The organism is Variovorax sp. Varisp36, from assembly GCF_047304235.1.
In the GTDB taxonomy this organism is placed as follows: Bacteria; Pseudomonadota; Gammaproteobacteria; order Burkholderiales; family Burkholderiaceae_C; genus Variovorax.
The window spans coordinates 115,402-140,259 of sequence record NZ_JBGLYU010000003.1 but is presented as its reverse complement, the minus strand read 5'-3'; the positions used below and the strand labels follow the sequence as shown (position 1 = coordinate 140,259).

Sequence of the window (24,858 nt, the reverse complement as noted above, 5' to 3'; positions counted from 1 at the left end):
ATTTTTGCCTAATTTTGAAAATCAAAGTATTAGCTCTACCCCGTCATCTCCCCAATTGCAAAGAGCCAGGCGTCTCGCGACGCCTGGCTCTTGTTCAAAAAGTAAAAAGGCCCGTTCAGAACGGAATGTCGTCATCCATGTCGTCGAAGCCCGACGACGACTTGGCCGGAGCCTGGCGTGGAGCCGGCGCCGGAGCGCGCGGTGCCGCCGCGGGCGCACGCGCGGCGTACCCGCCGCCACCGCCACCGCCCTGCGAATAACCACCGCCGCCACCGCCTTGCGAGTAGCCGCCGTCGTCATCGCCGGGGCCACCCGACGGGCCGCCCTGGCCCTGGCGGCTGCCGAGCATCTGCATCTGGTCGGCACGGATTTCGGTGGTGTACTTTTCGATGCCGTCCTTGTCGGTCCACTTGCGCGTGCGCAGGCTGCCTTCGACGTACACCTGCGAGCCCTTGCGCAGGTACTGGCCGGCGATTTCGGCCAGGCGGCCGTTGAAGACGATGCGGTGCCATTCGGTGGCTTCGCGCATTTCGCCGCTTTGCTTGTCTTTCCAGCGATCGGTGGTGGCCACGGTGACGTTCGCGACCTGATCGCCGCTCGGGAAGGTCCGCATTTCGGGGTCGCGCCCCAGGTTGCCGACGACGATGACTTTATTGACCGATGCCATATGCACTGCCCCTGATAAGTAGATGAAGGAGGAGGTTGAGAGGAACCCTCGATTGTGCCCCAAGGCTGTCGGCGGCATGCCCGGCGAATGCCAGAATGAGCCTTCCCGATGAACAGAGAACCCGACTTTTTCGAGCATCTGCGCGCCGAATTGCGCGGTGGCCGCATCTGGCTCGACCGGGCGATCGTGCTCGGCTACGCCATTGCGGCCGGCCTCTTCGTGGTGGGCTTCACCATGGCGAGCGACTGGGTCTTCGGCCAGTTCCACAGTTTCTACCGCAGCTGGCCCTGGGCGGTGCTGCTGACGACGCCGCTGCTCACGGCCGGGATCGTCTGGTTCACGTTGCGTTTCTTTCCCGGCGCGGGCGGCTCGGGCATTCCGCAGATCAAGGCGGCGCTGCATCCGGCCCTGCCCGAAGAGCGGCGCTTCGCCTTCGCCTCGCTGCGGCTCACGCTCGCCAAGATCGGGCTGGGCGCAGCAGGCTTCGCGGCCGGGCTGTCGATCGGGCGCGAGGGGCCTTCGGTACAGGTAGCTGCCGGGGTGATGCAGCATGCGCGCCGCTGGTTGTCGCCCAACACGGCCATCGACGGACGCGCGCTGCTGGTGGCGGGCGGCGCGGCCGGCATCGCGGCGGCCTTCAATGCGCCGCTGGCGGGCGTGGTGTTCGCCATCGAGGAGCTGTCGGGCCGGCTCGAGGCGCGCTCCAGCGGCCTGATCATCACGGCCATCGTGCTGGCGGGCCTGGTGGCTGTATCGGCCTTCGGCAATACCAGTTACTTCGGCGTGATCCGCGTGCCCCGGCTGGGCTGGGAGGCACTCGGGCCGGGACTGCTGGTCACCCTGCTGAGCGGCGCGGCCGGCGGGCTGTTCGCGCGGCTGCTGAGCGCCTCGCTCACCGGTGTGCCGGGGCGCCTCAACCGCTGGCGGGCGCGCTTTCCGGTGCGTTTCGCGGCCTGCGGCGCACTGGCGGTGGCCGTCATCGGGCTGGTCACGGGCGGCGCCACCTTCGGCGCGGGCTCCGAGGCGGTCAAGCAGATGCTGCAGGGGCATGACGAATTGACGCCGATCTACACCGTGCTCAAGTTCATCGCCACCTGGCTGACGGCCTGGTGCGGCGTGCCGGGCGGCATCTTCGCGCCGTCACTGTCCATCGGAGCGGGCATCGGCAACGCGGTGGCGCGGCTGGCCGGCAGCGACCTCGGCCCCGCGCTCATTGCCATGGGCATGGCGGGCTTCCTGGCCGCGGTGACCCAGGCACCGCTCACCGCCTTCATCATCGTGATGGAGATGGTCGACGGCCACTCGATGGTGCTGAGCCTGATGGCCGCGGCCATGCTGGCCAGCCTGGTCTCGCGGATGATCAGCCGCCCGCTGTACGACACGCTGGCCGAGCACATGGTGGGACGGGCCATCGGCAGCTCGGAGCCGGTGCATCCGTCTGCGCCGCAACCCGGCACCTCGCCATGAAATGCGCGGCGGTCTATCATGTCCGGTTGCCCTCGGACGATCGCCCCCTTTGAATTCAAAAGCCACTGAATACGCCGCCGCCGACGAGGAAAGCGCACGCGACGCGGAACTCGAGCGAAACACCTACCTCGGCGCCGTGCTGGCGCAGCAGCGCATCAGCATCCGCGGTGCGCGCACCCACAACCTGAAGAACGTCGATCTCGACATCCCGCGCAACAAGCTGGTGGTCATCACCGGCCTGTCGGGCTCGGGCAAGTCGAGCCTGGCCTTCGACACGCTGTATGCCGAAGGGCAGAGGCGCTACGTCGAGAGCCTGTCGGCCTATGCGCGGCAGTTTTTGCAGCTCATGGACAAGCCCGATGTGGACGTGATCGAGGGCCTGTCGCCCGCGATCAGCATCGAGCAGAAGGCCACCAGCCACAATCCGCGCTCCACCGTGGGCACGGTGACCGAGATCCACGACTACCTGCGCCTGCTGTACGCGCGCGCCGGCACGCCCTACTGCCCCGACCATCACCTGCCGCTGCAGGCGCAGACGGTCTCGCAGATGGTCGACGCCACGCTCGCCATCCCCGACGAGCCGCGCCTGATGATCCTGGCGCCGGTGGCAAGAGAGAAAAAAGGAGAGTTCCTCGAGCTCTTCGCCGAGATGCAGGCGGCCGGCTACGTGCGCTTTCGCGTCGACGGGCAGACCTACGAATACAACGACCTGCCCAAGCTCAAGAAGACCGAGAAGCACGACATCGACGTGGTGATCGACCGCCTGCGCGCGCGCCCCGACATGCAGCAGCGCCTGGCCGAGAGCTTCGAGGCCGCGCTGCGCCTGGCCGAGGGCCGCGCGATAGCGCTCGAACTCGGCGCCGAGGGTGCGCCCGACAAGGAACACCTGTTCAACGCCAAGTTCGCCTGCCCGATCTGCCACTACTCGCTGTCGGAACTGGAGCCGCGCCTCTTCTCGTTCAACTCGCCCGTGGGCGCCTGCCCGAGCTGCGACGGCCTGGGCCATCGCGAGGTGTTCGACCCGGCGCGCGTGGTGGCCTTCCCCTCGCTCTCGCTCGCCAGCGGCGCCATCAAGGGCTGGGACCGCCGCAACGGCTACTACTTCAGCATGATCGAGAGCGTCGCGAAGCACTACAAGTTCGACGTCGATGCGCCCTTCGAGTCGCTGCCAGCCTCGGTGCAGCAGGTGCTGCTGAACGGCTCGGCGGCCGAGGAGATCAAGTTCAACTACACCATGGAGTCGGGCAACTTCGCGGGCAAGAAGCTCACGAAGAAGCACCCCTTCGAGGGCATCATCCCGAACATGGCGCGGCGCTACCGCGAGACCGATTCGGTGATGGTGCGCGAAGACCTTGCGCGCTTTCGCAACCTGCAGCCGTGTCCCGACTGCGGCGGCTCGCGGCTGCGGCCCGAAGCGCGCAACGTGTTCCTGGTGGACGAATCGGCCCGCCCGGCCGATGGCAGCGAGCCGCCGCGCATGGCGATCTTCGAACTGAGCCATCTCACGCTGCGTGACTCGCTCGCGTGGTTCCAGACGCTCAAGCTGCGCGGCGCCAAGGCCGACATCGCCGACAAGGTGGTGCGCGAGATCGGCCTGCGGCTGAAGTTCCTGAACGACGTGGGCCTCAACTACCTGAGCCTGGACCGCAGCGCCGAAACGCTCTCGGGCGGCGAGGCGCAGCGCATCCGCCTGGCCTCGCAGATCGGCTCGGGCCTCACGGGCGTGATGTACGTGCTCGACGAGCCCAGCATCGGCCTGCACCAGCGCGACAACGACCGCCTGATCGGCACGCTGAAGCATCTGCGCGACATCGGCAACAGCGTGATCGTGGTGGAGCATGACGAGGACATGATCCACGCCGCCGACCACGTGATCGACATGGGCCCCGGCGCCGGCGTGCATGGCGGGCGCGTGATGGCGCAGGGCACGTACGCCGAGGTGTCGTCCAACCCCGATTCGCTCACGGGCCAGTACCTCTCGGGCACCAAGAAGATCGAAGTGCCCAGGCACCGCACCGCCTGGCTGCCGGTCGTGAAGAAGCCGGCCTTCAACGAAGGCAGGAAGCCCTCGCGCTTTCCGCAGAGCCCCGCGGCCGAACGCCGCGCCGCGCGCGAGGCGGCCCACCTCGCCACGCAGACCGACCTGCAGGAAATCCGCGTGGTCGGCGCCACAGGCAACAACCTGAAGAACGTGAGCGTGGCCTTCCCGGTCGGCCTGCTGACCTGCGTGACCGGTGTGTCGGGCTCCGGCAAGTCGACACTGGTGAACGACACGCTCTACACCGCCGTTGCACGCACGCTGTACCGCGCGCACGAAGAGCCGGCCGCGCACGAATCGGTGGAGGGCATCGAGTATTTCGACAAGGTCATCAACGTCGACCAGAGCCCCATCGGCCGCACGCCGCGCAGCAACCCGGCCACCTACACGGGCCTGTTCACGCCGATCCGCGAACTGATGGCCGAGACCAACACCGCGCGCGAGCGCGGCTACGGCCCCGGCCGCTTCAGCTTCAACGTGGCGGGCGGGCGCTGCGAGGCCTGCCAGGGCGATGGCGTAGTGAAGGTCGAGATGCACTTCCTGCCCGACGTGTACGTGCCCTGCGAGGTGTGCCACGGCCATCGCTACAACCGCGAGACGCTCGAGGTGCTCTACAAGGGCAGGAACATCGCGCAGATCCTCGAGATGACGGTGGAGGTGGCGCACGAATTCCTGAAGGCCGTGCCCACCATCGAGCGCAAGCTGCGCACGCTGCTCGACGTGGGCCTGAGCTACATCAAGCTGGGCCAGTCGGCCACCACGCTGTCGGGCGGCGAGGCGCAGCGCGTGAAGCTCGCGCTGGAGCTCAGCAAGCGCGACACCGGCCGCACGCTCTACATTCTCGACGAGCCGACCACCGGCCTGCACTTCGCCGACATCGAGCTGCTGCTGAAGGTGCTGCACCAGCTGCGCGACGCGGGCAACACCATCGTCGTGATCGAGCACAACCTGGACGTCATCAAGACGGCCGACTGGCTGATCGACATGGGCCCCGAGGGCGGCGCGGGCGGCGGCACGGTGGTGGGCGAAGGCACGCCTGAAGACATCGCGGCGAACGAGGCGAGCCACACGGGGCGGTATCTGAAGCGGCTGCTGTAGCCGGCGCGGCCCATGCCTTCCTTCACCCCGCGCCAGCTGCTACTGCTCGTTCTCCTGACCCTTGCATGGGGGTTCAACTGGCCCGTGATGAAACTGGGCGTCGCCGACTATCCACCTCTCGCCTTTCGCGCGATCTCGATCTGGCTCGGCGTGCCGGTGCTGGCCCTCGCGCTGGTATGGATGAAGGTGCCGTTCCGCGTGCCGCGCAGCGCGTGGCCCGAGCTGCTGTGGCTGGGCGCGACCAACATGTTCGTCTGGCACGCCTGCATCATCCTCGCGGTGAAGGCGCTCTCGGGCGGGCGCGCGGCGATCCTGGGCTACACGATGCCGGTGTTCTCGGCCGTCATCGGCGCGCTGCTGTTCTCCGCCGTGCTCACGCGGCGCGCGTGGCTGGGCGTGGGCGCCTGCGCGGTCGGCGTGGGGCTGCTGCTGTGGCATGAACTCACCGACTTCGCGGGGCGGCCCGGCTACGTGGCGCTGGCACTGGTGGCGGCCGCCACATGGGCGCTGGGCACGCAGTTGCTGCGGCACACGCGCATCGGGCTGCCGACGCTCACGCTGTCGTTCTGGATGACGGCGCTGACCGCGGTGGTGATGACGGTGCTCTCGCTGCTGTTCGAGCGCGGCCAGATGTACTGGCCGGGCCGCGTGACCTGGGCTTCGATCGGCTACAACGCCGTGCTGATCTTCGGCTTCGCGCATGCCGCCTGGTTCTACCTGGCGCGCGGCCTGCCGCCCATCGCCTCGACGCTCAGCGTGATGTTCATCCCGGTGCTCGGCGTCTTCAGCGGCGCGGTGTGGCTGGGCGAAGCCGTGCACTGGCAGGACTGGGTGGCGGTGGCGCTGATGATGGTCGCCATCGCCTCCGTGCTGTGGCCCTCGCGCAACGCAGCGAAGGCCTGAGCGCGCCTTTTTCTTTTTTCAGGTCGTCGTCTGTACGTGCAGCCGGCTGCTCTTGCAGCGGTGCAGCGCGCGGTAGTGCTCCAGCGGCCTGCCATTGGCACCGTAGGCGATCGACTCGATGCGCAGCAGCGGCTCGGGCTGCGGCAGGTTGAGCAGCCGGCAGGTCTCGGCATCGGGCAGCACCGCATCGATCCAGCGCTCGGCGCGCACCAGGCGCAGCCCGTACTGGCGGCGCAGCACGTCGTACAGCGAGCGATCGTCCAGACGCGTGCGGTGCAAACCCGGCGCGAGGTCGGCGGGCACCACGGTCTCCACCAGCAGGCGCAGTTCGCCGTCGACGCTGCGCAGGCGCTTGAGCGCGACCACCTGGGTGTCGTCGGTGAGCCCCAGCGAAGCGGCTTCCTGCTCGGTGGGCGCGCGCAGTTCCTGCGTGAGGATCTGCGTGCGCACCGAGCGGCCCTTGCGCTCCATTTCGTCGGAGAAGCCGAGCACGGTGGAAACGAAATCCTCGTCGCGCTCGCGGGCCGACACGAAGGCACCGCGGCCCTTGATCTTGTAGATGAGGTTGTTGCGCACGAGGTCTGCCAGCGCCTCGCGCACCACGATGCGCGAGATGCCGAACTGCTCGCCGAGCTCGGCCTCGGACGGCAGCTTGGCGCCGATGGGCAGCACGCCCTGCAGGATCTGCATGCGAAGCGCGTCGCGGAACTGGGCCCACAGGGGCGACTCGGAGTCGCGGTCGAGCACGGTCGAGATTTCGGTCGGAGAGTTCACGTCGAGGGTTGGCCCAGGGCCTGAGGAGTCATCAATGATGCATCGAAAGATGCAGGCGCATCCGCTGCCACCGGCGAAAGCCGCACGCCGTGGCGCTCGCGCAGGGCGGTGGCGCAGGCATGCAGCTCTGCGTGCTGCTGCGCCGCATCCCAGCCCAGCGCCTCGGCCGCGATGCCCGCCATCTCGGCCAGCGCGGCATCGGTGACGAACCCGCGGATGGCCAGCAGCGTGCGGCGGATCACGAGGTCGTCGAGATGCACCACGCCGGTTTCGAGGCAAAGGTACGAAAGCTCGGCCACGGAGTAGCCGGGCGCATGGCGCAGCGGCATGTCGCCCGATGCGGCGAGGCGCTGCGCCAGCGGCAGCGCCTTCGATCCGTAGCGCTTCAGAAGCACCTGCGCACGCGTGCGGCTCATGCCCGAGGCGCCGACCAGTCGATCGACAAAACGCTCCACCGCCTGCGCATCGGCCGGCAGCTCGGCGCCGCCGCCGATGGGCAGCAATTCGGTGGATGCGGTGCGCGGGCGGCCCAGCTGCTTCAGCACCTCGTCGGCCGCTTCTTCCGCGAGCGCGCGGAAGGTGGTCCACTTGCCGCCCACGAGGCCGACGATGGGAATGTCGCGCGTGGCGTTGGGCGGGTCGAGCACCACCGAGTGGTCGCGCGAGATCTGCCCCGGCTTGTCGGCGTCGGAGCGCGCGAGCGGCCGCACGCCGACGTAGGTGTAGACCACGTCGCCGCGGCCAAAGCGCAGGTTGGGGAACACCTCGGCCAGCACGTCGAGCAGGTAATCGACCTCGGCCGGCTCGGTGCCGATCTGGTCGGGGTCGTCCACCGGGATGTCGGTGGAGCCCACCAGCACCCGGTCGAGAAAGGGATAGACGATGCACACGCGCCCGTCGACCGCCTCGAAGTAGGCCATGCGGCCCTCGAGCGCATCGCGCAGCGCGGGATGGTCGAGCACGAGGTGCGAGCCCTTGGTGCCCATCACGCGCGAGCCCGCGCCGCCGAGCACGGCCGTGCTGCGATCGAGCCACGCGCCGCTGGCATTCACCACGGTGTCGGCCGTCACGCGCACCAGCGCGCCGGTGATCTCGTCGCGCAGCGTGATGATGTTGCCCGCGCAGCCCGTCACGCGGCAGTAGTTGGCCGCGGCCGAGCGCGGCTGGTCGCGGCAGGCATCGCCGATGAGTTCGAGGACGAGCCACTCGGGGTGGCTGATCCACGCATCGAAGAAGGTGGCGGTCCAGCGCACCGCGGCGCGGAACAGGCTGCGGTCATTCGGCGGCACGCGGCTGATGCGGTGGTTGGGCATCACGCGCTGGCGGCGGCCCAGCAGGTCGTACAGGCGCAGGCCCGCGGCCACCGCAAGCAGGCCGCGCGTTCGCTGCGGCGGCGTGCGGCCGAAGAACTTGAGCGCGCTGCTCATCAGCCCGCCGAAGAAGCTGGACAGCGGCACCACCGTCTTCAGCGGCTGCACCAGGTGCGGTGCGTTGCGCAGCAGCAGGTTGCGCTCGCGCGTGGCCTCGGCCACCAGCGAGAAGCTGCCGTTCTCCAGGTAGCGCAGGCCGCCGTGGATCATGCGCGAGGGCGCGCTGCTGGCGCCCGCGCTGAAGTCGCCCTTGTCGACGATGAGGCAATCCACGCGCTGCAGGCACAGGTCGCGGAACACGCCCACGCCGTTGATGCCGGCGCCGACGATCACGGTAGAGAAATGACGATCGGCCAGCGAGGCCGGGCGCACGAAGGGCAGCTGCCAGGCGCTCATCTCGAGCCTCCCGACAGATGGAAAAACACAGGGGACATGGTGTCGATCAGTTCGTTGAAGCCGGCGTTGAAGTCGGCATGGGCGCAGGCCTCGGTGGCATCGGGCTCGACCGTGTCGCAGGGCGCGAGCAAGGCGCTGCCCTGCCCGGCGTGGCCGATGCCCTGCGACATGGCGGCGTAGATCGCGGCGCCGCGCGCGCCGGTTTCGTCGTCGGCGCAGCGTTCGACCGGATGGCCGAGGAAGGATGCGAGCAGGCGCACGAGGCGCGCATCGCTCGCGCCGCCGCCGAGCACGGTCGATGCGGACACAGGCAGGCCGCATGCCGCGAGGCGTGCCGCGTGCCGCGCATGCAGTGCCACGACCGCATCGACCACCGCGCGTGCCATGTCGCCCCGTGTGTGATGACTCTTGAGGCCGACGAAGCCCGCCGTCACGCCGCCACCGCCATTGACGAACGGCAGGAAGCGCAGGCCGCCCGCGCCCAGCGGCACCGACATCGCCAGGTCGACGACGGCGCGCGAATCGGGCAGTCCCAGCACGCCGGCCAGCCACGCGATGTTGGCCATCGACGACGGGCTGTTCTCCATGTAGAGCCGCTTGTCCTCGCGGCCGAAGTTCACGACGGCGGCAACATCGGGCTTGGGCTCGATCACCGGGCCGATCACCGCGTTCACGCACCACGTGCCGAAGACCGACACCGCGCGTCCGCGCCCTTCCGCGCAGATCGCGGTCATCGACGCGAGCAGGTCGATGGCTCCCATCGCCACCGGAATGCCGGCAGGCAGGCCGCACAGCGCGGCCTCGGAAGGCCGCAGCCTGCCGATCACTTCGCCGCTCGGCAGCAGCGGCCCGAAGACCTGCGGCCCGAGCTCCGCGATGCCCGAGGCATCGAAGGCCGCCTGCGACCACCTGCCCGTGGCGATCGACACCAGCCCAGCGGTGCTCGCATCGCTCGCGTCGGTGGCGATCTCGCCGGTCAGCAGGAAGCCGAGGTAGTCCTTCGCGAACAGCAGCCGGTGCACCGCGCCGCGCTGCACGGCATCGGTGCCGAGCAGCGCGGCGGCGATCACGGTGGGCTGCCCCGGCCACGGCCTGCAGCCGACGTCCGCGAACAGCGCCTCGCCATGGCCGAGCGACAGCGAGCGCGCCCGTGCGTCGGCACGCTGGTCGGTCGAGGCAACCGCCCTTCCCCCCACGAGTTCGTTGCGCGCATCGAGCGCATAGAGCCCCGCGCCATGGCCCGTGCAGCCGATGGCGCGAACCTCGGTCACGCGCTCGCCGAGTTGGTGGGCGACATCGCGCAGCACCTGGGTCAGGGCCGTGCGGATCGCAGTCGCGCCCACTTCGCATCCCCCTCCAGGCAGCCGGTCGTGCGGCAGCGGCATGCGTGACAGGGCGATGGAGCGGCCGCTCCCGGCTTCGAGGGCCAGGGCCTTCAGGCTGCTCGATCCCATGTCGATGCCGATCAGTATGTTTGGCTTCATGTCATAACAGCTTCGGCTGAATAAAAGCACCTCGCCAGTAGCGTTTCCCCTAGTTATCCCGTCAAACGTCCAGCGCGTACATTCTACCTGTCATAACAAGTGACGCGACACCGAAGATCAAGATGCTGTCCTGAAAAGCGGCATCGCAAGCTGTGCCCCCCAACGTGAGGAGACAAAAATGAGGCGTAATTTCCTGAAGTCCGCCGCGGCAGCCGGCATCGGCCTGGCTGGCGCCAGCGCATTGGCGCAGCAGCAGGCGGCTGCCCCTGCAGCAGGCGGCGGGCTGCGCGGCAACCCGAGCGACGTCTACGTGATGAACGTGATGGTGTCGGGCGTGGAGTACTGGTTTCCGGTCTACGAAATGATGAAGCAGCTCGGCCGCACGCTGGGCGTGCGCACGCGCTACACCGGCACGCCGGAGTACGACGTGAACAAGCAGCTCGCCTCCTTCGAGCAGGAGCTGGCGCGCAAGCCCGCGGGCATCCTGCTGCACCCGATGAACCCCGACCCGTTCATCGAGCCGATCAATCGCGCCGCGGCGATGGGCATCCCGGTCGTCACCTTCGCGGCCGACTCGCCGAACTCCAAGCGCACATCGTTCGTCACCTCCGACAACGACCGCGAAGGCACGCAGGCCGCCGACGCCATCGCCGCCTCGCTCAACGGCAAGGGCGAATACGCCGTGCTGGAGAACCCTGGCCAGGACAACCACGACCGCCGCATCGCCGCCTTCGTGAACCGCATGAAGGCCAAGCACCCGGGCATGAAGCTGGTCGGCCGCGCCGCCAGCAACCAGGACCCGAACAAGGCCTACCAGGCGGTGCTGAGCCTCGCGCAGGCCAACCCGAACCTGAGCGCGCTGTTCATGCCCGAGGCCAACTCGGCCCTCGGCGCGGCGCAGGCCAAGGTGGAGACCAAGAAGAACATCAAGGTGATGTGCTGCGACGTCAACGCCAAGATCCTCGACATGATCAAGTCGGGCGACGTGTTCGGCGCCATCAACCCGAACCAGGGCATGCAGGGCTACATGGGCATGATGATGCTGTTCCTGGCCAGGAACCCCACGCTCATCGACCCGATGAACGATGCCAAACGCAACGGCACCAACCCGATGGCCGTGCCCTTCCTGGACAACGGCCTGGCGGTGGTCAGCAAGGCCAATGCCGACGACTTCTACTGGGACAAGTACCTCGCACGCCGCGGCACCAAGGGAATCGGCGAGTGAGCCACCTGCTCGAACTGCGCGGCATCGGCAAGCGCTTCGGCGCTTCGCGCGCGCTCTCCGGCGTGGATTTCTCGCTTCAGCGCGGCGAGATCCACGCCCTGTGCGGCGAGAACGGCGCGGGCAAGTCCACGCTGATGAACATCATCGACGGCATCCACCAGCCGGACGAGGGCGAGATCTCGCTCGACGGCCGGAAGGTGGTCATCGACGGCCCCGCGCACGCCATGCGCCTGGGCATCGGCCTGGTGCACCAGGAGATCGCCCTGTGCGCCGACGCCACCGTGGCCGAGAACATCTTCATGCCGGAGATCAACGCCGGCAGGCACGCATGGATGGACTACGCGAGCCTCGACGAGCGCGCCGCCAAGGTGCTGCAGCGGCTGGGGCAGGACGTCGACCCGGCTGCGCTGGTGAAGGACCTGAGCATTTCCACGCAGCAGCTGATCGAGATCGCCAAGGCGCTCACGCTGGACTGCAAGGTGCTGATCCTCGACGAGCCCACCGCCGCGCTCACCGACAACGAATCGGCCGCGCTCTTCAGGGTGCTGCACGACCTGAAGGCGCAGGGCATCGGCATCATCTACATCAGCCATCGCATGGCCGAGATCTTTGCGCACTGCGACCGCGTCACCGTGCTGCGCGACGGGCGCAACGTGCATTGCGGGCCGCTGGCCGAACTGGACGCCGACGGGCTGGTGCGCCGCATGGTCGGGCGCGACCTGGGCAACTACTACCCGCCGAAGCAGCAAGCGCCTGCATCGGAGGAACACGTGCTCGAAGTGACCGACATCGCCGACGGCGAGCGCGTGCACGGCGTGTCGTTCACGCTGAAGCGCGGAGAGATCCTCGGCATCGCGGGCTTGATGGGCGCCGGTCGCAGCGAGCTCGCAGAGACCGTGTGCGGCCTGCGCCCCGCGCGCAGCGGCACCGTGCGCCTGCGCGGCAGGGCACTGGCGATCCGCAAGTACGGGGACGCGCTGCGCGAGGGCATCGCCTACCTCAGCGAAGACCGCAAGGCGGCCGGCGTGTACCTCGACCTGCCCATTGCGCAGAACATCGCCTCGATGGCGCTCGCGCGCGTCAGCTCGCGCTTCGGGCTGCTGCAGCGCGCGGCCGAGCACAGGCTGGCGGTCGACCTCGGTGCGAAGCTCAAGCTCAAGTCCGACGGCGTGGCCATCGAGGTGGCGAGCCTGTCGGGCGGCAACCAGCAGAAGGTGGCCATCGCCAAGCTGCTGGCCACCAACCCATCGGTGCTGCTGATGGACGAGCCCACGCGCGGCGTGGACGTGGGCGCCAAGTCGGAGATCCACCACATCCTGCGCGAGCTGGCCGGCCAGGGCGTGGGCGTGATCGTGATCTCGTCGGAGCTGCCCGAGATCATCGGACTGTGCGACCGCGCGCTGGTGATCCGCGATGGCCGGCTCGCGGGCGAACTGGCATCTAACGAGATGACGGAGGAAGCCCTGTTGCGGCTCGCCTCCGGACTCTGCGAACAGGAAGCGGCATGAAAGACCTACAGGGTTCGTGCGGCGCTTTGGTCGGTTCGGTCGGTTCGGGGCGCGCTCACGCCGACGGGGTACCTTGCTCCGCGAATGTCCCTCGGCCTGCGGCCTCCTCCTTTATTTCGCTGCGCAAGGCACCCCGCCAGCGTGATCAATGGACGCCGCGGTTGATCGCAGGACACAACGACAGCGCCCACTGTGCACAGGGCACCGGGTGCTCCCCGCAGCGAAATAAAGGAGGAGCCGAAGGCGGGGGACATTCGCGGAGGGGAGCACCCGGTGGCCTGTGCACGCGCCCCGAACAAGAGCGCCAAGAACACAAACATCAAGAACACAACCGACAAGCAAGACAACGCGCAGTGGAGCATCCGACATGAACTACCCGGCCCAACTCGACGCAGGCCTTCCAGCAAGACAGCAAGGAAGACCCCCCGCAAAACCCGCCAGCAAGCTCGGCAGCATGCGCGAGATGGGCTTGCTGCTCATCATCGCCGTGCTGTGCGCGGGCATGAGCTTCGCGTCGCCCTACTTCCTGACCTGGGACAACGTGCGCGCCATGCTGCTGTCGTTCTCCATCGAAGGCATCGTGGTCGTCGGCATGACGATCCTGCTGATCGTCGGTGGCATCGACCTGTCGGTGGGCTCGGTGGTGTGCTTCGCCATGGTGGTCACGGGCAAGCTCTTCCTCATGGGCTTCGACCCGTGGACCGCCGGGCTCATCGCCATTGCGGCGAGCGCCATGATCGGCGCGATGATCGGCGGCTGCGTCACGCGCATCGGCCTGAACCACTTCATCGCCTCGCTGGCCTTCATGGTCATCGTGCGCGGCCTGTGCCTCGCGCTCACGCAGGGCACGCCGCAGTCGCTGTTCTCGCTGCCGGCGGAGTTCAAGTTCATCGGCCAGGGCACGCTGTTCGGCATTCCGGCCGTGATCCTGATCTTCCTGGCGATCGTGGTGGTGAGCGACTTCCTGCTGCGCCGCTCCACCCTGCTGCGCCGCGTGTTCTACACCGGCAGCAACGAGAAGGCCGCGCTCTACTCCGGCATCCGCGTGGGCCGCGTGAAGTTCTGGGTCACGGTGCTGTGCGCGGCCTCGGCGGGCCTGGCGGGCGTGATCTACACCGCGCGCTTCGGCGCCGCCACGCCGACCTTCGGCATGGGCATGGAGCTCAACGTGATCGCCGCGGCGGTGATCGGCGGCGCCAGCCTCAAGGGCGGCTCGGGCACCGTGCTGGGCGCGGTGCTCGGGCTTGCGCTGCTGTCGGTGGTGACCAGCTCGCTGATCCTGCTCGACGTGTCGCCCTACTGGCAGGACGTGATCAAGGGCCTGATCCTGCTCGCGGCCGTGACCATCGACCACATCCTGAACACGAGAAAGACCAAGCGATGAACAGCAGCAACAACGCATCGATGAAGAAGACCACCCTCGGCCCGTCGGGCATCGAATGCTCGGCCATCGGCCTGGGCACCTGGGCGATGGGCGGCTGGATGTGGGGCGGCGGGGACAACGCGGCCGCCGTGCTGGCCATCCAGGCCTCGCTCGACGCGGGCGTGAACCTGATCGACACCGCGCCGGCGTACGGGCTCGGGCGCTCCGAGAGCATCGTCGGCACCGCGTTGAAGGGACGCCGCCACGAGGCCGTCATCGCCACCAAGTGCGGACTGGTATGGCACACGCAACAGGGAACGCACTTCTTCGAAGAGGATGGCCACCCGGTGCATCGTTACCTCGGGCGCGAATCGATCGTCCATGAGTGCGAAGAGAGCCTCAAGCGCCTGCAGACCGACTACATCGACCTCTACATCACGCACTGGCAGGACAGCACCACGCCGGTCGAGGAAACGATGGACGCGCTGCTGGAGCTCAAGAAGCAGGGAAAGATCCGCGCCATCGGCGTGAGCAATGTGAGCCCCGAAACGCTCGCCGAATACCTGCGCCATGGCCCGGTCGATGCGGCGCAGGAGCGCTACAGCCTGATCGACCGCGAGATCGAGCAGGCGCTCGTGCCACTTTGCAGCGAGCACGACGTGGCGGTGCTGGGCTATTCGTCGCTGGCGCTGGGCCTGCTGGCCGGCCCGATCGACCCCGGGCGCAAGTTCACCGGCGACGACCAGCGCGCGAGCAACCCGCGCTTCAGCGCGCAGAACCGCGCGAAGCTCAAGGCCTTCTTCGACGAGCTGGAGCCGCTGCGCAAGCAGCTCGAATGCTCGTTCGGCCAATTGATGATCGCGTGGACGCTGGCACGCGGCAGCGTCTCGGTGGCGCTGTGCGGCGCGCGCGTCAGCAAGCAGGCAGTCGAGAACGCAGCGGCCGGTTCGGTGCGCCTGCGCGACGACGCACTGCAACTCGTCGACGCCGTTGCGGCCAAGCACCTGAACGCGCTGGCCTGATCCTCTCCACTTTCAATACAAGGACCTCTTTCGTATGTCGAAGGACAAGACCGCACGCCTGAACCGGCTGCTGAACAACGGGCGCTGCCTGGACATCGCGCTCGACCACGGCGTGTGCAACGAGCCCTCGTTCCTCAACGGGCTGGAAGACATGCCGCAGGTGATCGACAAGCTCGTGGCCGCCGGCCCCGACGCCATCCAGCTCAACTACGGCCAGGCCGATCTGCTGCAGGACCGCCCGGGCCGAGACAAGCCCGCGCTGGTGCAGCGCATAGACATGGGCAACCCCTACAACGCCACCGCCCACCGCGTGATGTGGGCCGTGCTGCAGAACGAGCACGACCCGGTACTGCCGGCAGTGCAACGCGACGCAGCCTGCGTGGTCGTCAACCTGTTCATGCTGCCGAACGAGCCCGACCTGTTGCGCCAGTGCGTGCAGAACATCGCGCGCGTGCGCGCCGACTGCGACCGCTACGGCATGCCGCTGATGATCGAGCCGCTGGTGATGCGCCCGCACAGCGAGCAGGGCGGCTACATGGTCGATGGCGACGCCGAAAAAATCGTCACGCTGGTGCGCCTTGCGCGCGAGATGGGCGCCGACATCGTCAAGGCCGACCCCACCGCCGATCCCGCCGAGTTCCACCGCGTGGTGCAGGCCGCGCGCTGCCCCGTGCTCGTGCGCGGCGGCGGGCGCGAAGACCTGCAGCAGGTGTTCGCGCGCTCGCGCGTGCTGCTGGACCAGGGCGCGGTCGGCATGGTGTACGGGCGCAACGTGTACCAGCACGCCAACCCGTCGGCGGTGGTGAATGCGTTGATGGCCATGATCCACCGCGGCGCAAGCGCCGAGGAGGCGTGGGGCATCTACGAATCGGGCGGCACGAAGAAGTAACGCAGCGCCGCCGGAAAAAAAGAGAGGGAGAGGCTGTACGGCAGGCGGCGCACTCGTCGCCGGCCGGGGTGCGCCCTGCGCGCGCGCTTTCGCGAGTGAACACCACAACTTGGAGGCGACGATGAAGATCCGGTATTACCTGATGGCTTTGATGGTGCCGTTCGTCACACTGCTGACGCACGCGGCAATCACCGGGGTCAGTCCGATGACGACCCTGGGCAACATGGCGGCGGCGGTTTCCGAAGCTGTCGCCGACCCGCTCCCGCTGCAGGGTCCGGGCCTGGGCAACCTCACCTACACCTCGGCGGAACTGTTCAAGCCGGTGTCGATGATCACCAGCGCGGCGCACCCGCTCGATCCGGCACACAGCAGCGCCTACGAGTCGCGCGAGGTGCCCGCCACCTACCCGGGCCGCAAGGACTACGGCATGAACGCGGGCATCATGATCAACGGCTACTTCCTCACCTCCTTCGCGCCGGACAGCGGCCTCGGGCCGGGCGGCTTCCTGCTGTACGACGTGTCGAACCCGCGCCAAATTCAACTCGTCAAGAAGATCTACGAACCCGAGGCTCGCACCAAGGAGTTCCGCGAGACCCATTCCTTCGGCACCGCGAAGATCGGCGGCAAGACGTATGTCGTCCTGCCCAGCATCAACGGCATCGAGTTCTGGGACTTCTCCGACATCAACGACATCAAGCAGGTGAAGAAGCTAGCACTGCCAGGCGTCAACGGGGGCGACTACGAGGACGTCGCCTGGCAGCTCTGGTGGCAGGCGCCTTACCTGTACGTGGCATCGGCCGGCCGGGGCATCTTCATCGTCGATGCCAGGGACCCTGCGAACGCCGTGATCGCGAACCGCGGTGCGGGCAAGCCCAATCCGGTGCCCACCGGCGAACTCGGCGGTTTCCGCATCGGCCCGATCTTCACGATGGGCAACCACATGGTGCTGACCGCGATGGAAAGCAACGGCGGCTTCGCGAGCCTGGACATCTCCGATCCGCTCAACCCCAAGGTGCTCGATTCCATCGCGGGCACCACGCCGTTCTACTACGCCACCTGTTTCGACGGCAGGAACCTGCACGCCTCTGCGCGCAACAGCGGCGCCAGGATGTACAGCTACGACCTGAGCGACCGCTCGCGCTTCGTGGCCGAGGACAACCGGCTCGTCATCGACGAAATGCTGTACTGCGCCACGCAGGACAACTACGTGATCCAGGGCGCGCAAACGCGCATCCACAAGGTCGATGTGAGCAATCCGCTCAATCACGTGGAGGTGGGCCGCGGCAGCATCCTGCGCGAGGACGACCCGAACTTCACGCACTCGGACAACGGCCAGGTCGCGATGTTCGGCAACCTCGTCTTCGTGGGCAACGACCACGGCTCGGGCAGCGGCTTCATCGTGCATGCAGTGGACCCCGACACCACCAAGCCTGAAGTCAAGCAGGTCTCGCCGGCCAACGGCGCGAAGCAGCAAGCGCTGACCTCGCGCATCGGCCTGGGCATGACGGACAACATCCGGCCCGAGAGCGTGAATTCCAACACCTTCATCGTGCGGCCGGTGGGCGGCAACACGCTGGCGGGCACCTACAGCGTGCAGCTGGGCATCATCAACTTCTCGCCCGACCAGCCGCTGCAACCCGGCACGAGCTATGAAGTGTTCCTGCCGGCCAACGGCGTGAAGGACTATGCGGGCAACGCCATCGCGGCCGACTACAAGTCGACCTTCAACACCGGCAACGCGACCGACATCAACCTGATGCATTACTGGACGCTGGCGGGCAACCTGTCCGACCAGATCGGCAGCAACAACGGCACGCCGGTCGCGGGCGACGCGTTCGAGAGCATCGGCCTGAACTTCGCGAACCGCACCGCCGGCGTGCCGCTGAAGAACGATTCAGTGGCCACCGTGCTCGGCGGCACCGCGTCGCTGAGCTTCTACATGAAGACCACGCAGGCGGGCGGTGCGAACTCGTGGACCGCGCCCGGCATCTTCGGGCGCGACCAGGCGAGCGGCACGGACGACGTGTTCTGGGGCTGGCTCGACAACGGCGGGCGCATCAAGCTGTCGGCTGGCAACGACGCCGGCACCACCTCCACCGCGGCGGTGAACGACGGCACCTGGCACCACGTGGTGCTGACGCGCGACGCGGCCTCCGGCGCCCAGGCCGTGTACGTGGACGGCGTGAAGACCACCTCCACCGGCCCCACGGGCAACAAGGGCCTCACGAACAAGTTCAGCGTGCTGGGGCAGATCCAGGGCAATGCCGCGCTCTTCAAGGGCACGCTGGCAGAGGTGCGCGTCTACAGCCGCGTGCTGAGCGACACCGAGGTCAACACGCTGCGCGGCCAGGCCATCATCGGCGACCCCGGCATCGGCGGCGGTCCGAAGCTGGTCAACGGCCAGCTGGTGTTCAACCCGGGCACGCTCGGCAGCAGCGGCGCGCAGTTCCGCTGGAACTTCGGCGACGGCACGCAGACGGCGTACTCGAACCAGCCGAACTACACCTACACCTACAACCGCCCGGGCCACTTCACGGTGACGCTGACGGTGAAGGACGTGAACGGCCGCGAGACCTTCTACACCTACAACCTCACCGTGATCGCCCCGGTCACGGCGCGGGCGCCGACGCACACCACCAACATCGCGGGCGATGCGAATTCGGTGTACTCGGTAAACCCCGACAGCGGCACGGTCGCCGCCATCGATGCGCAGACCCTGGCCAAGCGCTGGGAAACGCGCGTGGGCGATGAGCCGAAGACGCTGGCCGTCGGCCCCGACGGACGCATTTGGGTCACGGTGCAGGGCGAGGACAAGCTGGTCGCGCTGAACGCGGCCGACGGCAGCCTCTCGACCACCGTGCCACTGGCCTACGGCAGCGGCCCCTACGGCGTGGCCTTCACGCCGGACGGTGCGAAAGGTCTGCTCACGCTGGAGAGCAAGTCGGTGCTGATGAGCTTCGACCCGAGCAACGGCAGCACTACCGGCGCGGTCGCGCTCGAAGGCAACCTGCGCGGCATCGCGGTCAACGCCGACTCGCAGGTGGCTTATGTCACGCGCTTCAAGTCGAAGATGACCGGCGGCCAATTGCACAAGGTCAGCCTGCAGGGCATGAGCGCCATGACCACCATCGCGCTGCCGGTGGACACCGCCACGGTGGACACCGAGAGCCACGCGCGCGGCGTGGCCAACTACCTGAGCCAGGTGGTGATCTCGCCGGACGGAACGCGGGCGGTGCTGCCCTCGAAGAAGGACAACATCGTGCGCGGCAAGTTCAGGGACGGCCTTGCGCTGGAGCACGACAAGACGGTGCGTTCCATCCTCTCGCAGGTCAACCTGCAGACGGCCGCGGAAGTGTTCGCCGAGCAGATCGACTTCGACGACCGCGCACCGGCGCGCGCGGCGCTGTTCTCGCCGTCGGGCGACTACCTCTTTGTGGCGCAGATGGAAGGCAACCGCGTGGCCATCGTCGATCCGTACAGCCGCGCGGTGCGCGGCGAGATCAACACCAGCAGCGCGCCGCATGGCCTGTACCTGGACGCGACGCGCAAGCGCCTGTTCGTCAACAACTTCCTGGCGCGCTCGGTGTCCGTGCACGACGTGGCTTCGGTGCTGTCGTCCGAGACGGCGGCCGCGATCTTCCTGCAGAACGTGGCGACGGTGGCACAGGAACCGATGGCGGCCGCGGCGCTGCGCGGCAAGCAGGTGTTCTACAACGCCTCCGACCGTCGCATGAGCAAGGACAACTACATCTCCTGCGCGAGCTGCCACGCAGACGCCGGCGACGACGGCATGGTGTGGGACTTCACCCAGCGCGGCGAAGGCCTGCGCCGCACCATCAGCCTGCAGGGGCGGCGCGGGCTGGGCCACGGCAAGCTGCACTGGACGGCCAACTTCGACGAGGTGCAGGACTTCGAGAACGACATCCGCAACGAGTTCGGCGGCACCGGCTTCCTGACGAATGCGGACTTCGCGGCCACCTCCGACCCGCTCGGTGCGCCCAAGGCCGGCAAGAATGCGCAGCTCGACGACCTCGCGGCCTACCTGAGCTCGCTGAACAAGTACATGCGCAGCCCGGCGCGCAATGCCGATGGCAGCCTGAGCGTCGATGCGGCGCGGGGCCAGGCACTGTTCACCTCGGCGCAGTGCGTGACCTGCCACGCGGGCGGCACCTTCCGCGACGGCATCCGGCACGACGTGGGCACGATCCAGGCCTCGTCGGGCAAGGGCATGAACCAGCCGCTCGCGGGCATCGGCTTCGACACGCCGACGCTGTCGGGCACCTGGAACACCGCCGCCTTCTTCCACAACGGCCAGGCGGCCACGCTGCAGGACGTGCTCGGCAGCGGCCATGGCAATGCCAACAGCCTGCCGGCCGCCGACGTGGTGGCGATCCGCGAGTACGTGCGCTCGCAGGACACGGCCCCGGCCGTCATCTCGCGCATCCGCTCGGACCTCAACCCCACCCTGTGCGTGAACATCAAGGGTGCGGCGACCACCAGCGGCGCGACGGCCGTGCAATGGCCATGCGGTACGGCGGGCAACGAGAAGTTCACGGTGACGAGCCTCCCCGGCGGCTACGTGCAGTTCGTGGCCGAGCACAGCGGGCTGTGCCTGGCGCAGAACGGCACGGCGACGACGAACGCGCCGGTGGTGCAGCTGGCGTGCACGGCGGGCAACACGGCGCAGTGGAGCATGGTCGGCGGGAGCATCCGCAACCGCGCCTCGGGTTCGTGCCTGGACGTGCCGAACAGCTCGACGGCGCAGGACACGGCGCTGATCACATGGACCTGCAACGGCGGGAACAACCAGAACTGGACACAGCTTCCGTAGCGCCAGCAGCGTTCCACGAAAGGCCGGCCGCTTCATGCGGCCGGCTTTTTTCATGCCGCCCATGACCTCCCACGTCATGGACCGTGCGCACCCCCTCTGGGAAAGTACCTCCATCGATCCATCAATCAACCACCAGGAGAAAACACCATGACCGGCTTCAACATCCTTCCCCTCGCAGTCGCCCTGCTGATCGGCATCGCCGCGCTCGGCTCGTGCCTCGGCATCGGACTGGTCGGCCAGAAGTTCCTGGAAAGCACCGCGCGCCAGCCCGAGTTGGTCGACACGCTGCAGACCAAGTTCTTCCTGATCGCGGGCGTGACGGACGGCGCATTCATCATCGCGACGGGCATCGCCCTCTGGTTCGCGACCGCCAACCCCTTCGGCTGATCGGCCCGATCGGCCACGAACACAAAGCGGCGCCCCGGCGCCGCTTTGTGATTTGGGCCACTACACCGAGCGCGTGATGCCGCCGTCCACGCGCAGGTTCTGACCGGTGATGTAGCCCGCGCCTTCCGAGGCGAGAAAACCGATGACCGCCGCGATCTCCGCGCTCTTGCCGTAGCGGCCCATTGGAATGCGCGAGCGGAACTCGGCCTTCTCCGGCAGGCTGTCGATGAAGCCGGGCAGCACGTTGTTCATGCGCACGTTCTTCGCGGCGTAGGTGTCGGCAAAGAGTTTGGTGAAGGCCGCGAGGCCGGCGCGGAACACGCCCGAGGTGGGGAACACGGGGTCGGGCTCGAAGGCCGCGAAGGTGGAAATGTTGATGATGGCCCCACCACCCTGCTGCACCATCAGCGGCGCGACCAGCCGTGCGGGACGCACCGCGCTCAGCAGGTACACATCCATGCCGCGATGCCAGTCTTCATCGGTGATGTCGAGGATGGGCGCGCGCGGCCCGTGGCCTGCGCTGTTGACCAGCACGTCGACACGGCCCCACTGGGCCACGACCTTGTCGACCAGCCGCTTCAGGTCGTCGTTCGACTGATTCGAGCCCGTCACGCCGATGCCGCCGAGCTCGGCGGCCAGTGCCTCGCCCTTGCCCGACGACGAGAGGATGGCCACGCGAAAGCCGTCGTCGGCGAGCTTGCGCGCCGCTGCGGCGCCCATGCCGCTGCCACCTGCAGTGACGATGGCTACTTTTTTCTGGTCTTCAGAGGACATTCGGGATTCCTTGGTTCGTGCGAGAGCCCGCATTTAGCCAAGGAATCGACTCCCCTGCCAGGCTGTGATTTGCGTCCGGGTTCGGGGTGCGTGCGAATGACACCGGGTACTCCCCTCCGCGAATGTCCTCCGGCCTGCGGCCTCCCCCTTTATTTCGCTGCGGGGAGCACCCGGTGCCATTCGCACATGAGCGCACTGCTTGTGCCGGCCGCACGAGCGCTGCGTTCAACGATCACGCCGATGGGGTGCCTTGCGCAGCGAAATAAAGGAGGAGGCCGCAGGCCGGGGGACATTCGCGGAGCAAGGTACCCCGTCGGCGTGAGCGCGCCCCGAACGGAACTCAGGCAGTAGGCACCGTCGCCTGCATCGAAGCCCGCTGGTTGAACCCCTTGAACCACTTCGCACTGTTCGGCGCCTCGGCTCTCCAGTCCACCGAAGGAAAGCGGAAGTCCATGTACCCCAGCACGCAGCCGAAAGCGATGGTGCCGATATCGACGCGGTCGCCGAAGGACGGCGCTGCGGATTCCAGCCACTCGAGGCCGGTGCGCACCTTGGCGAGCTGTCCGTCGGTCCAGTCGGCCCAGCGCAGTTCCTCGGGACGCAGCACGGTCTCGTAGCGCGCCAGCAGCGCGGCGCCGGTCATCCCGTCGGCGAGTGCGAGTTCGGTGAGGCGGGCCCAGCGTTCCTTGCCGTCGGCTGGAAAGAGCTTGCCCGACTGCGTGGCGTTGAGGTACTCGCAGATCACGCGGCTGTCGAAGAGCACCTGACCGTCGTCGGTGATGAGGGTGGGCACCTGGCCGAGCGGGTTCTTCGGGATGATGGTGGCGTCGCGCTTCACCGGGCCGGCCGCGCTGGGCAGCTTCTCGATGCGGTCGGCGATGCCGAGTTCGTGCGCCACGACCATGCATTTGCGCACGAAGGGGGAAGCGGGCGAGAAGAAAATCTGCATGGCGGGCGATGCTCCGGTGTGGCGTTGTTACTTGCGGCGGATGCGCAGCATGCCTTCCTGCGCTGCCGAGGCCACCAGCCGGCCGTCGCGCGCATAGAGGCTGCCGCGGCACAGGCCGCGCGCGCCGCCCGCGCTGGGCGAGTCGAGCACGTACAGCAGCCAGTCGTCCATGCGGAAATCGCGGTGGAACCACATCGCGTGGTCGAGGCTGGCGGGGCGCACCTGGCCGCTCATGAAGCTCAGGCCGTGCGGCAGCATCGCGGCGCGCAGCAGGCCGTGGTCGGAGGCGTAGGCCAGCAGCGCGCGGTGCACCATCGGGTCGTCGGGCAGCGGCGCGATGGCGCGCATCCAGATGGCGCTTTGCGCCGAGGCCGGGCGCACCTGCGGGGCGATCAGGTCCTCGGGGTCGACGCGGCGGTACTCGATGCCGTGCGGCTGGACCGCCTTGGCGCGCCAGGGCTCGGGCAGGCGATCGCCGAGGGCGATGCGCTGGTCGAGCTCGCTGATCAGGCCTTCGGGGCCGGCCACCTCGGGCATGTCGAACTGGTGCTCGACGCCGTCGTCCACGGTCTGGAACGAGGCCGACATCTCGAAGATGATCCGCTCCTGCTGGCGCGCCACCACGTGGCGGGTGGTAAAGCTGCGGCCATCGCGCACGCGGTCGACGCTGTACTCGATGGGCGCGTGCTCGCCGGGCAGCAGGAAGTAGGCGTGCATCGAATGCACGGGGCGCTCGGCGCCCACGGTGAGGCTGGCGGCCATCAGCGATTGGCCCAGCACCTGGCCGCCGAACACGGCGGGCGTGCCGATGTCTTCGCTCTGCGCCAGGAAGCGGTCGCCGCCCAGTGGCTCGAGCTGCATGAGCGCGACGAGTTCGTTGACGAGGCGGGAGGCGGTGGCGTGATCGGTGGTCATCGGAGGCATTCAGGGCAAGCGGAAAAGCAACCCTCGACCATAGCAAAGGCCGCGCCCGAAAACTGTCGCGGGCCGGTCAGCCGGCGCTCCCGATGGGCCTATTTGTAGAAGCAGACACCCATGAAGCGGGCGCTGCAACCGGAATCCGTGCCGCCCTGAACCACGCGCACCGGCACGCCGCCCAGCAGCATCGAACCGTCGTCGGCATACACCAGCGGCGAAGGCGCGGCCCTGGCGAAGGTGCCGCTGAGCGTTTCCTGCTCGACGTACTTGAGGTACTGGCGCCGCGAAAAGTCGACCTTGTCGGCCGACTTCAGCGGCGCGGCCTCGTAGCGCTTGCCGTACACCGTGCCGAAGTAGCGCAGTGCCGGCCCGGTGCGGTCGCCGTACTTCACGTCGGCCTTCGCGAAGCCGGTCTGGACGAGGAAGGTGCGGTCTTCGGGCGTCAGGTCGGCGTCGAAGGCCATCAGCACGTACTGGCCCTCGAAGCTCTGGTTGCGCGCCACCTTGAGTTCGCCGATCAGCGCGGGCGTGACTTTGGTGCGGCCATCCCAGCGCAGCAGCGCCGCCACGGACGGATCACCGTCGAACACGTAGTGGTAGTTCTCGCCGGCAATGGCGACCTTGCGGCCGTCCTTCGCCGCCACGAAGCTCACGACCCGGTCCTTGCCGTGGACCGGGTCGCCTTCGGGCGTGCTGGCGCAGCCGGCCTGCAGCAGGCCGAGGGCGGCGCAGGACAGCGCCAGGAAGATGCGACGTGCGGAGGTCGGCAACGAAGGGAGGTGCACTTTTCGTCCA

General features: G+C 67.9%; 18 protein-coding genes. 10 read left to right on the top strand and 8 right to left on the bottom strand.

The genetic code is table 11. The features are described from left to right. Positions 1-115: 115 nt before the first annotated feature. Positions 116-667, bottom strand: a complete 552-nt coding sequence (gene ssb, locus ACCD11_RS03425) for a single-stranded DNA-binding protein (RefSeq protein WP_413312380.1) — start codon at positions 665-667, stop codon at positions 116-118. A gap of 108 nt (positions 668-775) precedes the next feature. Here ssb and ACCD11_RS03420 point away from each other — a divergent pair, with 108 nt between their 5' ends. The 3 genes from ACCD11_RS03420 to ACCD11_RS03410 are packed head-to-tail and all read left to right on the top strand — an operon-like array spanning position 776 to position 6,173. Next, positions 776-2,134 carry a chloride channel protein gene (locus ACCD11_RS03420; protein ID WP_413312378.1) on the top strand — a complete coding sequence of 453 codons (1,359 nt, stop codon included), beginning with the start codon at positions 776-778 and terminating at the stop codon, positions 2,132-2,134. Between the two features lie 49 nt (positions 2,135-2,183). Beyond that, positions 2,184-5,270, top strand: a complete 3,087-nt coding sequence (gene uvrA, locus ACCD11_RS03415; RefSeq protein ID WP_413312376.1) for an excinuclease ABC subunit UvrA — start codon at positions 2,184-2,186, stop codon at positions 5,268-5,270. Positions 5,271-5,282: 12 nt separating this feature from the next. After that, positions 5,283-6,173 (top strand): DMT family transporter, encoded by an 891-nt coding sequence (locus ACCD11_RS03410; protein ID WP_413312374.1) that lies wholly within the window; start codon positions 5,283-5,285, stop codon positions 6,171-6,173. An 18-nt stretch (positions 6,174-6,191) separates the two neighbouring features. On the opposite strand, the gene ACCD11_RS03405 is transcribed toward ACCD11_RS03410, so the two are convergent. Genes ACCD11_RS03405 through ACCD11_RS03395 form a run of 3 tightly spaced genes read right to left on the bottom strand, consistent with a single transcriptional unit; the run spans position 6,192 to position 10,197 of the window. Further along, positions 6,192-6,947, bottom strand: a complete 756-nt coding sequence (locus ACCD11_RS03405; RefSeq protein ID WP_007836740.1) for a GntR family transcriptional regulator — start codon at positions 6,945-6,947, stop codon at positions 6,192-6,194. Next, positions 6,944-8,713: a glycerol-3-phosphate dehydrogenase/oxidase gene (locus tag ACCD11_RS03400; protein ID WP_413312372.1), complete on the bottom strand. Its 1,770-nt coding sequence runs from the start codon at positions 8,711-8,713 to the stop codon at positions 6,944-6,946. Before ACCD11_RS03400 ends, ACCD11_RS03405 begins: the two co-directional genes overlap by 4 nt. Continuing rightward, a complete protein-coding gene (locus ACCD11_RS03395) occupies positions 8,710-10,197 on the bottom strand; it encodes an FGGY family carbohydrate kinase (RefSeq protein WP_413312371.1) in 1,488 nt (495 codons plus the stop codon). Before ACCD11_RS03395 ends, ACCD11_RS03400 begins: the two co-directional genes overlap by 4 nt. A gap of 178 nt (positions 10,198-10,375) precedes the next feature. Between ACCD11_RS03395 and ACCD11_RS03390 the strand changes: the two genes are divergently transcribed. The 7 genes from ACCD11_RS03390 (at position 10,376) to atpE (ending at position 21,422) form a co-directional block, all read left to right on the top strand. After that, a complete protein-coding gene (locus ACCD11_RS03390) occupies positions 10,376-11,422 on the top strand; it encodes a substrate-binding domain-containing protein (protein ID WP_413312369.1) in 1,047 nt (348 codons plus the stop codon). After that, positions 11,419-12,930 (top strand): sugar ABC transporter ATP-binding protein, encoded by a 1,512-nt coding sequence (locus ACCD11_RS03385; RefSeq protein WP_007836733.1) that lies wholly within the window; start codon positions 11,419-11,421, stop codon positions 12,928-12,930. The genes ACCD11_RS03390 and ACCD11_RS03385 overlap by 4 nt, the downstream gene beginning before the upstream one ends. A gap of 367 nt (positions 12,931-13,297) precedes the next feature. Next, the gene (locus ACCD11_RS03380; RefSeq protein ID WP_413312367.1) at positions 13,298-14,314 is read left to right on the top strand and encodes an ABC transporter permease; all 1,017 of its coding nucleotides are present in this window, start codon (positions 13,298-13,300) and stop codon (positions 14,312-14,314) included. Further along, positions 14,311-15,315, top strand: coding sequence for an aldo/keto reductase (locus ACCD11_RS03375; RefSeq protein WP_413312365.1), 1,005 nt, complete (start codon positions 14,311-14,313; stop codon positions 15,313-15,315). The genes ACCD11_RS03380 and ACCD11_RS03375 overlap by 4 nt, the downstream gene beginning before the upstream one ends. Positions 15,316-15,349: 34 nt before the next feature. Next, a complete protein-coding gene (locus ACCD11_RS03370; RefSeq protein ID WP_007835385.1) occupies positions 15,350-16,204 on the top strand; it encodes a class I fructose-bisphosphate aldolase in 855 nt (284 codons plus the stop codon). A gap of 121 nt (positions 16,205-16,325) precedes the next feature. After that, a complete protein-coding gene (locus tag ACCD11_RS03365) occupies positions 16,326-21,035 on the top strand; it encodes an Ig-like domain-containing protein (protein ID WP_413312363.1) in 4,710 nt (1,569 codons plus the stop codon). Between the two features lie 147 nt (positions 21,036-21,182). Beyond that, a complete protein-coding gene (gene atpE / locus ACCD11_RS03360; RefSeq protein ID WP_007835387.1) occupies positions 21,183-21,422 on the top strand; it encodes a F0F1 ATP synthase subunit C in 240 nt (79 codons plus the stop codon). 60 nt (positions 21,423-21,482) lie between these two features. Here the strand turns inward: atpE and ACCD11_RS03355 are convergent, their stop codons facing one another. From ACCD11_RS03355 to ACCD11_RS03340, 4 genes are all read right to left on the bottom strand, one after another. After that, on the bottom strand, positions 21,483-22,196 hold the full coding sequence (locus ACCD11_RS03355; protein ID WP_413312360.1) for an SDR family oxidoreductase: 714 nt from the start codon (positions 22,194-22,196) through the stop codon (positions 21,483-21,485). Positions 22,197-22,536: 340 nt separating this feature from the next. Then, positions 22,537-23,145: a glutathione S-transferase gene (locus ACCD11_RS03350; RefSeq protein WP_413312359.1), complete on the bottom strand. Its 609-nt coding sequence runs from the start codon at positions 23,143-23,145 to the stop codon at positions 22,537-22,539. A gap of 27 nt (positions 23,146-23,172) precedes the next feature. After that, positions 23,173-24,060 carry an acyl-CoA thioesterase gene (locus tag ACCD11_RS03345; protein WP_007835388.1) on the bottom strand — a complete coding sequence of 296 codons (888 nt, stop codon included), beginning with the start codon at positions 24,058-24,060 and terminating at the stop codon, positions 23,173-23,175. A 98-nt stretch (positions 24,061-24,158) separates the two neighbouring features. Continuing rightward, on the bottom strand, positions 24,159-24,848 hold the full coding sequence (locus ACCD11_RS03340; RefSeq protein WP_413312357.1) for a hypothetical protein: 690 nt from the start codon (positions 24,846-24,848) through the stop codon (positions 24,159-24,161). Positions 24,849-24,858: the final 10 nt, after the last annotated feature.

Bases quoted from the DNA above. Each gene is read 5' to 3' on its own strand.
- ssb (WP_413312380.1), bottom strand. From the start codon at position 667: ATGGCATCGGTCAATAAAGTCATCGTCGTCGGCAACCTGGGGCGCGAC.
- ACCD11_RS03420 (WP_413312378.1), top strand. From the start codon at position 776: ATGAACAGAGAACCCGACTTTTTCGAGCATCTGCGCGCCGAATTGCGC.
- ACCD11_RS03410 (WP_413312374.1), top strand. From the start codon at position 5,283: ATGCCTTCCTTCACCCCGCGCCAGCTGCTACTGCTCGTTCTCCTGACC.
- ACCD11_RS03400 (WP_413312372.1), bottom strand. From the start codon at position 8,713: ATGAGCGCCTGGCAGCTGCCCTTCGTGCGCCCGGCCTCGCTGGCCGAT.
- ACCD11_RS03395 (WP_413312371.1), bottom strand. From the start codon at position 10,197: ATGAAGCCAAACATACTGATCGGCATCGACATGGGATCGAGCAGCCTG.
- ACCD11_RS03390 (WP_413312369.1), top strand. From the start codon at position 10,376: ATGAGGCGTAATTTCCTGAAGTCCGCCGCGGCAGCCGGCATCGGCCTG.
- ACCD11_RS03380 (WP_413312367.1), top strand. From the start codon at position 13,298: ATGAACTACCCGGCCCAACTCGACGCAGGCCTTCCAGCAAGACAGCAA.
- ACCD11_RS03375 (WP_413312365.1), top strand. From the start codon at position 14,311: ATGAACAGCAGCAACAACGCATCGATGAAGAAGACCACCCTCGGCCCG.
- ACCD11_RS03370 (WP_007835385.1), top strand. From the start codon at position 15,350: ATGTCGAAGGACAAGACCGCACGCCTGAACCGGCTGCTGAACAACGGG.
- ACCD11_RS03365 (WP_413312363.1), top strand. From the start codon at position 16,326: ATGAAGATCCGGTATTACCTGATGGCTTTGATGGTGCCGTTCGTCACA.
- atpE (WP_007835387.1), top strand. From the start codon at position 21,183: ATGACCGGCTTCAACATCCTTCCCCTCGCAGTCGCCCTGCTGATCGGC.
- ACCD11_RS03355 (WP_413312360.1), bottom strand. From the start codon at position 22,196: ATGTCCTCTGAAGACCAGAAAAAAGTAGCCATCGTCACTGCAGGTGGC.
- ACCD11_RS03350 (WP_413312359.1), bottom strand. From the start codon at position 23,145: ATGCAGATTTTCTTCTCGCCCGCTTCCCCCTTCGTGCGCAAATGCATG.
- ACCD11_RS03345 (WP_007835388.1), bottom strand. From the start codon at position 24,060: ATGACCACCGATCACGCCACCGCCTCCCGCCTCGTCAACGAACTCGTC.